Source organism: Cellulosimicrobium sp. SH8 (assembly GCF_025818875.1).
Taxonomy (GTDB): domain Bacteria; phylum Actinomycetota; class Actinomycetes; order Actinomycetales; family Cellulomonadaceae; genus Cellulosimicrobium; species Cellulosimicrobium cellulans_D.
This window is the reverse complement of the sequence record NZ_JAMXMH010000006.1, coordinates 249,337-264,623: the sequence shown is the minus strand read 5'-3', so window position 1 is coordinate 264,623 and position 15,287 is coordinate 249,337. Positions and strand designations below refer to the sequence as shown.

Genomic DNA, 15,287 nt, shown 5'->3' with positions numbered 1-15,287 from the left:
TGACCAGCGCCGGGCGTCACGGCTCGGGCCTCGCCGCGTCAGGCGCGCGCGACGACGAGCTCGTCGTACCCCGGCACGAGCACGCGCCGCTTCGCCCGGCGGGACACGATCCGCAGGGGCACGCCGTCGTCCCACAGCGCGTGCAGCAGCGCGGCGATCTCGGCGCGCGCGAGCGCCGCCCCGAGGCACAGGTGGCGGCCTGCGCCGAACCAGAGCTGCCGGGTCTCGCGCACGTAGGGGCGGTCGGCGCGGAACGGTCCGGCGGCGACGTTCGCGGCCCACGTGAGGATCATGACGCGCTCGCCGGCGCGCAGCGTGCGCCCCGCGACCTCGACGTCGGCGGACACGCCGCGCCCGATGACCGACGCCGGGCTGGTTACGCGCAGTCCCTCGCGGACGGCGTTCTCGACGACGTCGGGCTCGCCCGCGGCGCGCTCGACGGGGTGCGCGCGCTCGTCGGCCATGAGCCGCAGCAGGCGGTGCTGCTCGCCCGTGTCGATGAGGAGCGCCGTGGTGCGGGCCATCGCGGACGCCGACGTCTCGGTGCCCGCGACCATGAGCAGGCTCGCGAGACCTGTGGTCTCCTCCAGTCCCAGACCGAGCTCGCGGCACCGGCCGAGCAGGCGGTCGGCGGGGGCGTTCCGCCACCCGTCGGGCACGCCCCGGGTCAGCTCCGCGACGATCGCCTGCGCCGCGCTGACCTGCTCCGCCGACAGGTACGTCGAGCCCGCGCTGCCGAGCGCGATCGACGCGAGTCGTTCGCCCGTCGCGAAGGCCGTGAGCGCGTCGTCGTCGCCAGGGACGACGACGCCCGTCCCGTCGGGAGCGGCCGCGCCGCCGAGTGTCGGGATGCCGAGCAGGGAGATCATCATCCGCCCCACGAGCACGCGAGCGAGCCGGCCGACGTCGACCGCCCCGCCTGCCGCGAGGGTTCGGCGCGCGTCGTCGAGGGCGACGGACCACGCGCCGTCGACCAGCGCCGCGGCGCTCGCCTCGGTGAACAGCTCGCGCGAGCGCGTCCGCAGGTCGTGGTGGCCGGGGCCGTCGAACAGGTCGAGGACCCAGTCGCCGAGGATCTGCGCCCACAGGTGCCCGACCCCGCCCTCGCCGACGATCGTGAAGTGCCGGTGGTCGGTGAGGACGCGGCGCCCGACCGTCGGGTCGGCGGTGACCCAGCCGAGCCCCGGGACCTTGCGCAGCCCGCCACCCTCGCGCGCTCCGGCGAGCGCCCCGCCCGCCAGCAGGACGCCGGCCATCGCGGGCCGCGCGGCGGCGAGCACCTGGAGCTCGCGCCGGGTCGTGGGCAGGGCGCGGCGTCGCTCGCGGGTAGTCACCGGCGCGGTCGTGGTCGCAGTCACCGGGTCAGTGTGGCGCACGCGCGGCGGCTCCGGGCGGGCACGCCGCGATCTGGGGATGGGCACTTCACCCCATCGGATCCTGTGGACGACCACCGTCGGAGCGGGTCTGCTTGGCTACTGTGTCGCGCGTGCCAGACAACCTCGCCGGGCCCCCGTCCCGCCCGCCCCTCGCACCCCCGACGGCGGTGCTCGCCGCGGTCGGGGTGCACCTGCCCGAGCGCACGGTCGACGTGCGCGAGGCGGAGCGCGCTCTCGCGGCGCGCAACCCGGGCGCGGCGCCGCGCGTGCCGATGGTCTCGCGCCTCACGGGCGTGCGGCAGGTCCACGTGCTCCCGGACGACTGGGACGCGTCCGACCTCGCCGTCGCGGCCGCGGAGAAGCTGCTCGCGACCGAGGGGCTGGCGACCGACGACGTCGACCTGCTGCTCTTCGCGTCGGCGAGCCAGGACATGGTCGAGCCGGCGACGAGCCACATCGTCGCCGCGAAGCTCGGCGTCCGGGCGCCGGTGATGGACGTCAAGAACGCGTGCAACTCGGTGCTCAACGCGATCGAGGTCGCGGAGGCGCTCATCGGGACCGGCCGGTACGCGACCGTCCTCATCGCGTCGGGCGAGGCGCCGTCGCGCGCGGTGCGCTGGGACGTCCCGGACCGCGCGACGTACCTGCTCTCCGCGCCGGGCTACACGATGTCCGACGCCGGGGCGGCCGTCCTCGTGCGCCGCGCGACCCCGGCGGAGGCCGGCTCCCGCGACGCGACCGGGGCGCCCGCGCCGCGCGGCATCCTCGCGAGCGCGTTCGGCGCGGAGTCGACGCACTGGGACGTCGGCATGCTCCCCGGCGGCGGCACCGCGCACCCGCGCGACCTCGAGCGCACCTACTTCGAGATCGACGGGTCGCGCCTGCGCGACGCGTTCCTCGCGCTGGGTCCGGGCGTCGTCCTCGACGCGCTGGGCCGTGCGGGCCTCGAGTGGGACGACGTCGCGCTCGTGGCGGTCCACCAGGTCGCCGTCGCGTACCTCGACGACGTGCACGCCGCCCTCGGTCTCCCGACGGGCCGCACGCTGGTCACCGTCGCCGACCACGGCAACGTCGCCTCCGCGACGCTCCCGCTGCAGCTCGCCACGGCGCTGGAGACCGGCCAGGTCGGGCTGGGGGACGTCGTCGTGCTCGTCGGGCTCGCCGGCGGCATCAGCATCGGCGCGACGGTGGTGCGGCTGTGACCGCGCGCCGGTTCACGCGCCACGTCGCGAGCCCGCAGCGGCTCGCGGTCGTCGTTCCCGCGCGCGACGAGGCGCACGGGATCGTCGCGACGCTCGAGGCGCTGCGCGACCAGCAGGACACCGACTTCGACCTCGTCGTCGTCGACAACGGGTCGTCGGACGGGACGGGCGACCTCGTCCGCGCGACCGCCGCGGCGTGGGGCATGACGCGGTGGCGCGTGGTCGACGAGCCGCAGAAGGGCACGGGCGCCGCGGCCGACACGGGGATGCGCGCGGCGGTCGAGCAGGGGGCGACGCACCTCGCCCGCACGGACGCCGACTGCCTCCCGCTGCCGGACTGGACCCGGCGCGTGCGGGCGGCGTTCGCGAGTGGGCACGACCTCGTCGCGGGCCGGCTCGTGGCGCGGACGGACGACCGACCGGTCTCGCGCGTCCAGCAAGGTGTGCTGTCGGCGGCGGTGAGCGTCGCGAGCACGTTCGGGCGCTTCCGGCCCGGCAACCAGGACCCGTCCTACCTCGGCCCGTACGTCATGGCGCCGGGCTGCAACATGGCGATCACGGCCGAGCTCTACGAGGCCGCGGGCGGGTTCCCGCGCACGGCGATCGAGGACGTCCACGAGGACCGGGCGCTCGTCAACGCGGTACGCCGGCTCACGCGGAGGTACGGGGCGCACCGCGAGGTCGTCGTGCTCGCGTCGGCGCGTCGTGCGCACGCCTGGGGACTCGTGCGGACGCTCGGCTGGTACGCCGACCACCGCTACCGGCCCGAGGTCGTGGACATCCGATGACGGCGACGACGGTCGCGCCCTCGTCCGCCGGGCGCGCCGCGGCGATGCGGTGGGAGGAGCGCGTCCAGCGCGGGGCGCACCCGCTCGTCTACCCGGCGATCCGGGCGCTGCGCCACCGCGGACCCGTGGTGCGCGTCCCCGGCATCGGAGTGGTCGTGTCCGACGCCGCGACCGCGCGGGCCGTGCTGCTCGACACCGAGCGGTTCACCAAGGTGGGCCCGGGGTCGCCGTCGGACCTCTGGACGCCCGTGCTCGGGCCGTCCGTGCTGCTCAACATGGAGGGCGGGGACCACGCGCGGCTGCGCCGCGCGCTCTCCGGGCTCTTCACCCCGCGGGCGGTGCGGGATCTCGTGGCGGTCAGCGTCCCGGACGTCCTCGCCGGGCTCGCGCCGCGCCTGCTCGCGGGCGAGCGCGTCGACCTCGTCGCGGAGACCGCGACCATGGCGGGCACCGTCATCTGCGCCATGACCGGGCTGCCGCCCACAGACGCCGCCGTGCGCGAGGCGATGACGGCAGCGCAGTCCGTGGTCGGGCTGGTGCGGCTGCACCGGCGCAGCCTCACGCCCGCGCAGGTGCGGCACGCGCGCGCCGTCCTCGCCCGGCTCTCCGCCCCGGCGCGCGACGCGTACCGGGACGGCGACCCCGCGACCGTGCCCGGTCGCATGCGCGAGCTCGGGCTCTCGGAGGACGAGGCGATGGGCGCGGTCGGGGCGTTCGTCCTCACGGGGACCGAGACGATCCAGTCGTTCGTGCCGCGCCTCGTCGCGCTGACGGCGGACACGGGCTGGCTCGACCGGCTCCTGGCCGCGCCGCCCGGTCCCGAGGGCGCCGCGCTGCGCGGGCGCGTCGTCGAGGAGGCGCTGCGCGTCACGGCCCCCACGCCCGCGATGCTGCGCTCGGTGCGCGCCGACGCGACCGTGGGCGACGTCCGCGTCCGCGCGGGGGACCGGGTCGTGATCGCGACGATCTCGTGCTGCAAGGACGCAGGCCCCTTCGACCCGGACGCACCGGTCGACCCGGCCGTCCGGCACCTGTGGTTCGGCGCCGGTCCGCACTTCTGCCTCGGCATGCCGCTCGCCCTGGCCCAGGTCGACGCGGTGCTGGAGGCACTGCGTCCCGTCGCCGCGGCGGGGCGGAGCATCGAGGTCACCGAGCGTGCCGTCGCGCGCGGCGTGCTCATCCCCGCGTACCGCTCGCTCGTGGTGCGGGCGGCCGGCGGCGGGGTGAGGGCGTCGGGCGGGGCCGAGCGCCCGGTCACGGGACCCGACGCGTCGCCCGCGGGGGAGGCGGCGTGACCGCGCCCGACGACGCGGCCCGCCACCTGCTGGGCCCGATCCTCGAGCGGGGCGGCCCCGGGCACCCGTCCGCGGACGCGGTCGCGCTCCGGCGCTGGACGCGGCCCGGTCGCCGGGACGCGCGCGTGCGCGAGGAGGTCACGTACGCCGACCTCGCGCGCCGAGTCGAGGCGACCGCGACGGCGCTCGCGGACGACGGGTTCGCACCCGGCGACCGGGCGCTGTTCTCGGTGCGTCCTCGCCCGGCGGGTGTCGTGCTCGCGTTCGGGGTCGTCCGCGCAGGCGGCACGATCGTGTTCGTCGACCCGGGCTCGACCCCCGAGCTCTTCACGGCGCGCGTGAGCGCGGCCGAGCCGTCGCTCGCGACCACCGAGTCGCTGCTGTACGCGGTGTCGCGGGGGCCGCTGCGCCGACTGGCCCGCTCACGCGGCCTCCTGCTGCCGGACTACGCGAGCCTGCCGCTGCGGCACGTGCACGCGGGGCCGTGGCTCCCCGGGGTGCCGCGCGGCTCGCGCGCCGCGCGCCGTCTCGCCGCGCGCCCGGTCGACCGCGCGGCGCTGCCGCTACTCGACCCGGATCGCGAGGCACTGACCGTCTTCACGTCCGGCACGACGGCGCAGCCGAAGGCCGTCGTGCACACGGCCGGGTCGCTGCTCGCCGGGTGCGACCTGCTGCGCGACGTGTTCGAGCTCGCACCGGGCGACGTCGTGCACACCGACCAGATGCTGCTCGGTGTCCCCGCGCTGCTCGCGGGCGCCACGTGGTCCGTGCCCGCCGACCCGCCGGGTCGCGACATCACGACGTTCGCGCGCCAGCTCGACGGCGCGGCGGGCACCTACCTCGTGCCCGCCGACGTCACCGCGCTGCTCGACGCGGTCGAGGCCGGGACGGTGCCCGCGCGCGGGCCGCGGGTCGCGCTCGTGGGTGGGGCTCCTGTGACCCGCGCGTTGTTGGAGCGCGCGACGCGCGCGCTGCCCGGCACGCGCTGGGTCGCGGTGTACGGGATGACGGAGATCCTGCCCGTCGCGGTGGTCGAGGCGCGGGAGAAGCTCGCGCACGTGGGGGACGGCGACCTGGTCGGCGCGCCGCTGCCCGGCACGGTCGCGCGGCTCGACCTGGTCGAGGGCGACGGGCCGGACGACCCGGCGGACCGCCCGGGCGACGGCGGCACGGACGTCGTCGGCGAGCTCGTGCTGTCGGGGCCGTCGCTCATGGCGGGCTACCTGCACGACCTCGACGACCCGGCGCGCGGCGGGGGAGCGCGGGTCGCGGAGCACCGCACCGGCGACCTCGCGCGCCTCGACGACGCGGGGAGGATCGTGCTCGTCGGCCGCACGCGGGACATGATCATCCGCGGGACGACGAACATCTACCCGGGCCTGTTCGAGCCGCGCGTCGCGGCGCTCGACGGCGTCCGCGACGCGCTCCTCGTCGGCGTGCCCCAGGTGGACGGAGACGAGCGTGTCGCGCTCGTGGTCACGTCGGCGCGCACCTCGGCGGGTTCGGTGACCGACGGCGCGCCGACCCGCGGTGCGCGGCCCGACGGCGACGTCGACCTCGACCCCGACCACCCGCTCGTCGAGCTGGTGCGGGCCGCGCTGCCGGGCGTGCTCGACCACGACGCGCTGCCCGACGTCGTGCTGCACGCCGACCGCGTCCCGCTCGCCGGGCGCTCGCGCAAGCCGGACCGGGCGGCGCTCTCGCGCGCCGCCGCGCCGTTCGTGCCCGCCACGCCGGCCGCTGCCGGTCGCGACGCACGCGGTGCCGTCGCGTGAGGGTCGTCGTCACCGGGGCGTCGGGGTTCGTCGGGGGAGCGGTCGCGCGCGGGCTGGTCGCCGACGGCCACGACGTCTGGACGTCCTCCCGCCGCGACCCGGGCGTCGCGGGCGCCCGGCACCTCGCGTGGGACCTCACCGCCGGTCCGCTCGCGGACCCGCCCGCGGCGGACGCCGTCGTGCACGCGGGCGCCGCCGTGTCCGACTGGTGCGCGCTCGACGTCGCGCGCGCGACCAACGTCGGCGGGACCCTCGCGGTGCGCGACACGTTCCCGGGCGCGCGGTTCGTGCACGTCTCGTCCGGCAGCGTGTACGACCCGTTCCGCCCGAGCGTGCGTGCCCGCGAGCACGAGGCTCCGGTAGGCCGGTACCTCGACGCCTACGGGGCGACCAAGGCGGAGGCCGAGCGCGCGCTGGCCCGCGACGTCGCGCGCCGTCCCGACCGGGGCGCGCTCGTCGTGCTGCGCCCGCACGCCGTCTACGGACCGGGGGACACGACGCTCCTGCCCCGCGTGGAGGCCGCCGTGCGCCGCGGGCGCCTCGTCCTGCCCGGTGGCGGGCGCGTGCTCCAGTCGCTCACGCACGTGGACACGCTCCTCGCCGCGGTGCGCGCCGCCGTCGTGCTGCCCGACGACGCGGCCCGCGCGCCCGGCCGCGGGGGAGGGCCGACCCGCGGGCTGCTCGTCGCGAACGTCGCCGACGCCCAGCCGGTCGTGCTGCGCGACGCGCTCACCGAGGCGCTGCGCCGCCGCGGCACCGACGTGCGGGTCGTCGCCGTCCCGGTCCGCCCCGCGTGGGCGCTCGCGGGTGCGGTCGAGACGGTCGCACGGCGGCTGCGACGCCCCGAGCCGCCGCGCCTCACGCGGTACGCGCTGAGCCACCTCGCGATGGAGCGCACCTACGACCTCACGGTCCTGCGTGAGGTGCTGGACGTCGACCCGGCCCCGACGTCGTTCGCCTGGCTCGGCCGCGCCGAGTGATGCGGTGCGGCGCGAGCGACGCGTCCACGGACGCAGCGCTCGCGCGCTGACGCAGCACTCGCCGCCGACCTCCCCGCCAGGCGTCGACAGGGCAGGATGTGCGGGTGGAGACCGGGACCGACCTCGCGCGGCGCTACTACGACGAGGTCGTCGGGCCGCTCGTGCTGGGGCGCTGGCCCGGGCTGCCGCACGCGGCAGGGCGTCTCGGGAGCGGGTCCGACGTCCTCGGGCTCGACGACCCGACGTCGCGCGACCACGACTGGGGTCTGCGCCTGACGCTGCTGGTCGACGAGCCGATGGTCGAGCAGGTCGACGCGCTGCTCGACGCGGCGCTGCCCGACACGTTCGCCGCGTTCCCGACCCGGTTCGCGACCACGTGGAGCCCGCACGGCCCGCACCAGGTCGAGGTCGCGTCGCCGTCAGGCTTCACCGCGTCTCGCCTGGGACTCGACGCGACGCGCCTGCTCGCCGTGGACGACTGGCTCGCGCTCACCGGTCAGGCGGTGCTCGAGGTGACGGCTGGTCCGGTCTTCCGGGACACGGAGGGCGGCCTGACCGCGGCGCGCGACCGTCTCGCCTGGTACCCCGACGACCTGTGGCGGTACGCGGTCGCCGTCGACTGGGCGCGGATCGGGCAGGAGCTGCCGTTCGTCGGCCGGACGGCGGAGCGCGGCGACGACCTCGGGTCGCGCGTCGTCGCCGCCCGGCTCGTGCGCGTCGCGATGCACCTGGGGTTCCTGCTCGAGCGGCGCTGGCCCCCGTACGCGAAGTGGTTCGGGACGGTGTTCGCCGCCCTTCCGCGTGCCGGCGCGGTCGGTCACGACCTCGCGGCGGTGCTCGCGGCCGACGACTGGCGCTCGCGCGAGGCGGCGCTGTGCCGGGGGCTGGAGTCCCTGCACGACCTCCAGCGCGAGGTGGGCCTCCCGACCGTCGAGGACGTCGTCGTCCCGTTCTTCGACCGGCCCTTCCGAGGACTCGGGCCGGTGGCGGCCACGGTGGCGGACGCGATCCAGGACCCGGTGGTGCGGGCGCTGCCACCGGGCGTCGGGACGGTCGAGCAGTGGGTCGACGACGTCGACGTCCTCACGGACCCCGGCCGTCGCGTCGCCGCGGCGCGCGGCGTCGGGCAGGCTGGGACCAGGACCCCGTGACCCGAGAGGAAGCCGTGCGATGACCTCGTCCGCACCCACCCCGGACGCCCTGCCCCGCGGCGGGTGGCCCGGCGTCGAGACGCCTGGGGACGCGCCCTGGTGGACGCGCTCGGTCGTGTACCAGGTGTACCCGCGCTCGTTCCAGGACACCGACGGCGACGGCGTCGGCGACCTCCCCGGGATCACCCGGCGCCTCGACCACCTGGAGCGACTGGGGGTGGACGTCGTGTGGCTGTCCCCGGTGTACCGGTCGCCGCAGGCGGACAACGGGTACGACATCAGCGACTACGAGGACGTCGACCCGCTGTTCGGGTCGCTCGCGGACCTCGACGCCCTGATCGAGGGTCTGCACGCGCGGGGCATGAAGCTCGTCATGGACCTCGTCGTGAACCACACGAGCGACGAGCACCCGTGGTTCGTCCAGTCCCGGTCGTCCGCCGAGAGCCCGCGGCGCGACTGGTACTGGTGGCGCCCCGCGCGCGCCGGCATGGAGCCCGGGGCGCCGGGAGCCGAGCCGACCAACTGGCGCTCGTTCTTCGGCGGGAGCGCGTGGCGGTTCGACGAGGCGTCGGGGGAGTACTACCTGCACCTGTTCGACACCAAGCAGCCGGACCTCAACTGGGAGAACCCGGAGGTCCGCCACGCGGTCTACGCCATGATGCGCCGGTGGCTCGACCGTGGCGTCGACGGGTTCCGCATGGACGTCATCAACCTGATCTCCAAGGACGTCGCCCCCGACGGCTCGCTGCCCGACGGCGAGGTGCACTGGGGCACGTACGGCGACGGGAGCCCGCACTACACCGACGGGCCGCGCGTCCACGAGTTCCTCGCCGAGATGCACCGCGAGGTGTTCGCCCCGTACCTCGCGCAGGGTCGCAAGATCCTCACGGTGGGGGAGACGCCGGGGGTGACCGTCGAGCACGGCGTCCGGTACACCGACCCCGACCGTCGCGAGGTCGACATGGTGTTCCAGTTCGAGCACATGGGCATCGACCACGGGGCGACGCGCTACGACCCGGTCCGGTGGGACCTCACCGACCTCAAGGCGACGCTCGGCCGATGGCAGGCAGGTCTCGCCGACCGGGGCTGGAACGCCCTGTACTGGGACAACCACGACCAGCCGCGCGTCGTGTCGCGCTTCGGCGACGACTCTCCCGCGCACCGCGTCGCGTCGGCCAAGGCGCTCGCGCTCCTGCTGCACCTGCACCGCGGCACGCCGTACGTCTACCAGGGCGAGGAGCTCGGCATGACGAACGCGCCGTTCACGCGCGTCGACCAGTACCAGGACGTCGAGTCGCTCGGGTACTTCCGCGAGCTCACGGGCCGCACGGGCGGACCGCGGCTGCGCTCCGACGGCGAGATGCTCGCCGTGCTCGCGCACGCGAGCCGCGACCACGCCCGCACGCCCGTGCAGTGGGACGCGAGCGCGAACGCCGGGTTCACGACCGGGACGCCGTGGCTCGAGGTCAACCCGAACCACACCGCGATCAACGCGGAGGCCGCGTGGGCCGACGCGGACTCGGTGCTGCACTTCTACCGGCGGCTCGTCGCCCTGCGTCGCGACGAGCCGGTCGTCGCGCTCGGTGACTTCCACATGCTCCTGCCGGAGCACGAGGCGGTCTACGCGTTCACGCGCGGCCTCGACACGACGCGGGCGGACGGGACGGTCGTGCGCGACGAGCTGCTCGTCCTCGTGAACGTGGGCGGGCAGCCACAGGACGTGCCGGACGACGTGCTCGCCGGCTGGGAGGACGCGTCGACCCTGGTGGCCACGCACCCGGCCGGACCAGACGCCGGGGGTCGGCCGGGCGCCGTCGGGCACCTGCAGCCGTGGGAGGGGCGGGTGCTCCGCCGGGTGGGTGAGGACGTCGCACGTCCCAGTGCGTGAGACGGCCGCTTCGACACGTGACATCCCCGAAACATGGGCGTACAGTCCCATGACGTGCAGACGATCCTCCTTGTAGTACTTCCTGAGCGCGCCGGCTGAGGCCACGCCACCAGGCTTCGTCAGCGCGCTCACCCCTCGTCCAGCCCGGCATCCCGGGTCCGAGGGGTTTTTTGTTGCCACCACACCGGCACGACAACACCACACAGGACCGCGGACGGCCCACCCCGGCCACCGCGAGCGCCGCACCCGCGAGACCCGCGAGGACCGGCACCCGCACACCGCGACCAGCACGACCGCACCACCACGGTCGGCTCCGGTTCCCGGCGGAGCGCCCCACGGGGCGCCCGCCGGGCCGAGGCCACGACACGCAGGAGACACCATGGCCCAGGGTCCCACCCCGGCACCTCCGCGACCGGGGGCCCCGACGCCCGCGGCGCCGGCGCCGAAGCCCGCCCCGACACCCGCGTCGGTCGCCCCGCGCGGCGACGTCCGGCGCGCTGCCACGGCTCGCCCGGCCGGCAGCACGCAGGGCACCTCGACCGGTGAGGAGATGACCGGCGCGCAGTCGATCGTCCGCTCCCTCGAGGAGGTCGGCGCCGAGGTCGTCTTCGGCATCCCGGGTGGCGCGATCCTCCCGACGTACGACCCGCTCATGGACTCGCAGCGGCTGCGGCACATCCTCGTGCGCCACGAGCAGGGCGGCGGCCACGCCGCGCAGGGCTACGCGCACGCGACCGGCAGGGTCGGCGTGACCATGGCGACGTCGGGCCCCGGTGCGACGAACCTCGTCACCCCCATCGCCGACGCGAACATGGACTCGATCCCGCTCGTCGCGATCACCGGCCAGGTCGCCGAGTCGCTGATCGGCACGGACGGCTTCCAGGAAGCCGACATCGTCGGCATCACCATGCCCATCACCAAGCACTCGTACCTGATCACCGACGCGGCCGACATCCCGCGCACCATCGCGGAGGCGTTCCACATCGCCTCGACGGGCCGCCCCGGTCCGGTGCTCGTGGACATCGCGAAGTCGGCGATGCAGTCGCGCACGACGTTCTCGTGGCCCCAGGACGTGCAGCTCCCGGGCTACCACCCGGTGACGAAGCCGCACAGCAAGCAGATCAAGGAGGCCGCGCGCCTGCTCGCGTCGGCCCGTCGGCCCGTGCTCTACGTGGGCGGCGGCGTGGTCCGCGCGAACGCGTCGGCCGAGCTGCGCCGCCTCGTCGACCTGTCGGGCGCGCCGGTCGTCACGACCCTCATGGCGCGCGGCGCCGTGCCCGACACGCACCCCCAGAACCTCGGGATGCCCGGCATGCACGGCACCGTCCCCGCCGTGGCGGCGCTCCAGAAGGCCGACCTCGTCGTGTCCCTCGGGGCGCGCTTCGACGACCGCGTCACGGGCAAGCTCTCGAGCTTCGCGCCGCACGCGCAGATCGTGCACGCGGACATCGACCCCGCGGAGATCGGCAAGAACCGCGACGTGGACGTGCCGATCGTCGGCGACCTCAAGGAGGTCATCGCCGACCTGCTCCCCGAGCTCGAGCGCGAGCACGAGGCCAAGGGGAAGCCCGACGTCGAGGCCTGGTGGCGCCAGATCGACGACTGGCGCGAGACCTACCCGCTCGGGTACACCGAGCCCGACGACGGTCACCTCGCCCCGCAGCACGTGATCTCGCGACTCGGTGAGATCTCGGGCCCCGAGTCGATCTACGTCGCGGGCGTCGGCCAGCACCAGATGTGGGCCGCGCAGTTCATCCGGTACGAGCACCCGCGCACCTGGATCAACTCCGGCGGCCTCGGCACCATGGGCTTCTCGATCCCCGCCGCGATGGGCGCGAAGGTCGGCCGCCCGGACGCCACGGTGTGGGCGGTCGACGGTGACGGCTGCTTCCAGATGACCAACCAGGAGCTCGCCACCTGCACGATCAACGAGATCCCGATCAAGGTCGCGCTGATCAACAACAGCTCGCTCGGCATGGTGCGCCAGTGGCAGACCCTGTTCTACGACAAGCGCTACTCGAACACCGACCTGCACACCGGGCACGGCACGGCGCGCGTCCCCGACTTCGTCAAGCTCGCCGACGCCTACGGGTGCGAGGGCATCCGCGTCGAGTCGATGGGCGAGGTCGACGCCGCGATCAAGCGCGCGATGGAGATCGACGACCGCCCCGTGGTCGTCGACTTCAACGTCTCGCGCGACGCGATGGTGTGGCCGATGGTCGCCGCCGGCGTGAGCAACGACGACATCCAGTACGCGCGTGGCATCTCGCCCGCGTGGGACCGTGAAGACTGAGGAGCGCGCAGCCATGTCCCGCCACACCCTCTCCGTGCTCGTCGAGAACAAGCCCGGCGTGCTGACGCGCGTCGCGGGCCTGTTCGCCCGTCGTGCCTTCAACATCCACTCGCTCGCGGTCGGCCCGACCGAGCACGAGGAGATCTCGCGCATCACCGTGGTCGTCGACGTCGAGGCGCACCCGCTCGAGCAGGTGACGAAGCAGCTCAACAAGCTGGTCAACGTCATCAAGATCGTCGAGCTCGACGCGGCCGCGTCCGTGCAGCGCGAGCTCCTGCTCGTGAAGGTCCGCGCCGACGGGGCGAACCGCACCGGCGTGCTCGAGGTCGTCAACCTGTTCCGCGCCAAGGTCGTCGACGTCGTCCCCGACGCCGTCACCGTCGAGGCCACCGGCACGGGCGAGAAGCTCAACGCGCTGCTCACGGCGCTCGAGCCCTACGGCGTGCGGGAGATCGTGAAGTCCGGGACGGTCGCCGTCGGGCGCGGCTCCCGCTCGATCACCGACCGCGCGCTGGAACGCGTGGTCCGCTCCGCCTGACCATCGCCTACCCTCGCACCGAGACCCGCACGGGCGTCGGTGCGTCCCGATCGATCGCGTCCCACCGCGAGACGTCGCAAACAGACCCCTGCACCGCAAACGAAGAACCGAGGAGATCCATCGTGGCTGAGCTGTTCTACGACGACGACGCCGACCTGTCCATCATCCAGGCCAAGAAGGTCGCGATCGTCGGCTACGGGAGCCAGGGCCACGCGCACGCCCAGAACCTGCGCGACTCCGGCGTCGAGGTCGTCGTCGCCCTCCGCGAGGGCTCGAAGTCGACCGCCAAGGCCCAGGACGAGGGCTTCGAGGTGAAGTCCGTCGCCGACGCCGCGGCGTGGGCCGACCTGATCATGATCCTCGCGCCGGACCAGCACCAGCGCTCGATCTACAACGACGAGATCAAGCCGAACCTCGCCGCCGGCAAGACGCTCGCGTTCGCGCACGGCTTCAACATCCGCTTCGGCTACATCGAGGCCCCCGACGGCGTCGACGTCATCCTCATCGCGCCCAAGGCGCCGGGCCACACCGTGCGCCGCGAGTTCGTCGCGGGCCGCGGCATCCCCGACATCATCGCCGTCGAGAAGGACGCGTCGGGCCAGGCGTGGGACGTCGCGCTGTCGTACGCGAAGGCGATCGGCGGCACGCGTGCCGGCGTCATCAAGACGACGTTCACCGAGGAGACCGAGACCGACCTGTTCGGCGAGCAGGCCGTCCTCTGCGGTGGCGTGTCGCAGCTCGTCCAGTACGGGTTCGAGACCCTGACCGAGGCCGGCTACCAGCCGGAGATCGCGTACTTCGAGGTGCTGCACGAGCTGAAGCTCATCGTCGACCTCATGTGGGAGGGCGGCATCGCCAAGCAGCGCTGGTCCGTCTCCGACACCGCCGAGTACGGCGACTACGTCTCCGGCCCGCGCGTCATCGACCCGCACGTCAAGGAGAACATGCAGGGCGTCCTCGCGGACATCCAGTCCGGTGCGTTCGCCAAGCGCTTCATCGACGACCAGGACGCCGGCGCCCCGGAGTTCACGGAGCTCCGCGAGAAGGCCGCGCAGCACCCGATCGAGAAGGTCGGCAAGGAGCTGCGCTCGCTGTTCGCGTGGAAGCAGCAGGACGCCGACTACACCGAGGGCTCTGCGGCTCGCTGACCTGACGCGCGTCGCTCACCTCGAGGAGGGGGCGGCGTCGTGCGCGATCTACCATCCGGCCTCGTGCCTCGGCCTCCCGCCAGGCCCGCCACGATCGCGCACGACGCCGCCCCCTCCTCGTGCTGTCGGGTCGCCTTCGCGTCGGCGCGGGACGACCTCATTCGGCGTGCCGCGGCGCGCGTCGGAAGGTCGGCAGCCTCGGTAGGTGCGACACGGGTGGGACGAATGGCGGGAGACCGGGCAGATCGACCGGCGGTGCGCCACGATAGGGGCATGACCCGACAGGCGGACGAGGGGGAACCGGTGACGGACGACGTGGTGGTGGACGAGAGGGCGGCGGAGATCCTCGCGTTCTGGGAGCTGGCACGGCCGAGCGCCGGGATGGCGCGGGTGGGCGTGGTCACCGGCACCACGGTCTCCGAGACCGTGCCGCCGCCCGCGTGGTCGTTCGGCGACAACCCCGAGCTGGCCGACGGTCTGCTCGCCGCGGTGCTCAGCGGGGAGAAGACCGCGACGTCGTCCGCGCTGTGGGAGTACGAGGACTCGGGGGAGCCCGTCCCGCGCGTCGGCGAGCTGTCGATCCTGCTCGACGGTGAGGGCCACCCGCGGGCCCTCGTCCGCACGACGTCGGTCGAGATCGTCGCGTTCGAGGACGTCGACGCGGACTTCGCCCTGGCGGAGGGGGAGGACGACGGATCGCTCGAGGCGTGGCGCGACGGTCACGAGACGTACTTCAAGCGCGTGCTGGAGCGTGATTTCGCTCCCGACATGCCGCTCGTGTGCGAGCGGTTCGAGCTGCGCTACCCGCGCTGAGCGGGGATGAGCGGTGGCCGGCCGTGCCACGGTCGGACGG

Annotated in this window: 12 protein-coding genes; 11 read left to right on the top strand and 1 reads right to left on the bottom strand. The window is 74.8% G+C overall.

The window, feature by feature from the left end:
• Positions 1-38: 38 nt before the first annotated feature.
• Entirely contained in the window at positions 39-1,358 is a 1,320-nt protein-coding gene (locus NF338_RS10725; protein WP_264030752.1) for a cytochrome P450, read from the bottom strand.
• Between the two features lie 128 nt (positions 1,359-1,486).
• Between NF338_RS10725 and NF338_RS10720 the strand changes: the two genes are divergently transcribed.
• The 11 genes from NF338_RS10720 (at position 1,487) to NF338_RS10670 (ending at position 15,247) form a co-directional block, all read left to right on the top strand.
• Complete coding sequence (locus NF338_RS10720) at positions 1,487-2,578, top strand: 3-oxoacyl-ACP synthase III family protein (protein ID WP_264030751.1); 1,092 nt, start codon at positions 1,487-1,489, stop codon at positions 2,576-2,578.
• Positions 2,575-3,366, top strand: a complete 792-nt coding sequence (locus NF338_RS10715; protein WP_264030750.1) for a glycosyltransferase family 2 protein — start codon at positions 2,575-2,577, stop codon at positions 3,364-3,366. The genes NF338_RS10720 and NF338_RS10715 overlap by 4 nt, the downstream gene beginning before the upstream one ends.
• Entirely contained in the window at positions 3,363-4,661 is a 1,299-nt protein-coding gene (locus NF338_RS10710) for a cytochrome P450 (RefSeq protein WP_264030749.1), read from the top strand. The genes NF338_RS10715 and NF338_RS10710 overlap by 4 nt, the downstream gene beginning before the upstream one ends.
• Positions 4,658-6,436, top strand: a complete 1,779-nt coding sequence (locus NF338_RS10705; RefSeq protein WP_264030748.1) for a class I adenylate-forming enzyme family protein — start codon at positions 4,658-4,660, stop codon at positions 6,434-6,436. The genes NF338_RS10710 and NF338_RS10705 overlap by 4 nt, the downstream gene beginning before the upstream one ends.
• Complete coding sequence (locus tag NF338_RS10700; RefSeq protein WP_264030747.1) at positions 6,433-7,416, top strand: NAD-dependent epimerase/dehydratase family protein; 984 nt, start codon at positions 6,433-6,435, stop codon at positions 7,414-7,416. The genes NF338_RS10705 and NF338_RS10700 overlap by 4 nt, the downstream gene beginning before the upstream one ends.
• 104 nt (positions 7,417-7,520) lie before the next feature.
• Positions 7,521-8,567, top strand: coding sequence for a DUF4037 domain-containing protein (locus tag NF338_RS10695; protein ID WP_264030746.1), 1,047 nt, complete (start codon positions 7,521-7,523; stop codon positions 8,565-8,567).
• Between the two features lie 19 nt (positions 8,568-8,586).
• Positions 8,587-10,455 carry an alpha-glucosidase gene (locus tag NF338_RS10690; RefSeq protein WP_264030745.1) on the top strand — a complete coding sequence of 623 codons (1,869 nt, stop codon included), beginning with the start codon at positions 8,587-8,589 and terminating at the stop codon, positions 10,453-10,455.
• Between the two features lie 379 nt (positions 10,456-10,834).
• Positions 10,835-12,748 carry an acetolactate synthase large subunit gene (locus NF338_RS10685; RefSeq protein ID WP_264030744.1) on the top strand — a complete coding sequence of 638 codons (1,914 nt, stop codon included), beginning with the start codon at positions 10,835-10,837 and terminating at the stop codon, positions 12,746-12,748.
• Positions 12,749-12,761: 13 nt separating this feature from the next.
• Positions 12,762-13,286 carry an acetolactate synthase small subunit gene (ilvN, locus tag NF338_RS10680; RefSeq protein ID WP_264030743.1) on the top strand — a complete coding sequence of 175 codons (525 nt, stop codon included), beginning with the start codon at positions 12,762-12,764 and terminating at the stop codon, positions 13,284-13,286.
• A gap of 122 nt (positions 13,287-13,408) precedes the next feature.
• Positions 13,409-14,434 (top strand): ketol-acid reductoisomerase, encoded by a 1,026-nt coding sequence (gene ilvC / locus NF338_RS10675; protein ID WP_047232531.1) that lies wholly within the window; start codon positions 13,409-13,411, stop codon positions 14,432-14,434.
• Between the two features lie 273 nt (positions 14,435-14,707).
• The gene (locus NF338_RS10670) at positions 14,708-15,247 is read left to right on the top strand and encodes an ASCH domain-containing protein (protein WP_204542509.1); all 540 of its coding nucleotides are present in this window, start codon (positions 14,708-14,710) and stop codon (positions 15,245-15,247) included.
• Positions 15,248-15,287 lie beyond the last annotated feature (40 nt).